Raw genomic sequence first — 387 nt, 5'->3', positions numbered from 1 at the left:
CCTTTTGATATTCGGCCTTGCCGCCGCCATAGCTGGCCCGATTCCAGCTGACATCCCCGAGATTGTTCTGCGCGAAGGCCATTGCATCGGAAGGCTTCCCTGGTGAATACCTTCAGCGTCGCCGTGAATGCGGCCTCGATCGGTGACGCTGCGCGCGTCGCTTTTCGTCTCGGCAACTGCAAGCGCGGTCGCGGCAAGACAAAGCAGTGCGGCGACGAAAGCCGTCAGCCATGCCCGCTGCAAAAGACTGAGGTTCGAGAGTCGGACAAAGGCCATTTGTCGTTCGTGTCCGCCCTGATGATCCAAGCCCTCTATAACGCTGCCAGCCGACGATGATCAAATTCAGGCGCGATTGCGTCGCGGTCCTGGCTCGCCTATCACGGGAAA

The 387-nt window shown here is 59.7% G+C and carries 1 protein-coding gene; it reads left to right on the top strand.

What is annotated here, in order from left to right:
- The first annotated feature begins 102 nt into the window (after positions 1-102).
- Positions 103-336: a hypothetical protein gene (locus EOD07_RS38060; RefSeq protein WP_032898557.1), complete on the top strand. Its 234-nt coding sequence runs from the start codon at positions 103-105 to the stop codon at positions 334-336.
- The last annotated feature ends 51 nt before the right edge of the window (positions 337-387 follow it).

It is taken from the genome of Mesorhizobium sp. M2C.T.Ca.TU.002.02.1.1, assembly GCF_003997225.1.
Note: the sequence above shows the minus strand (reverse complement) of the source record. Positions and strands in the feature narration are given on the sequence as shown.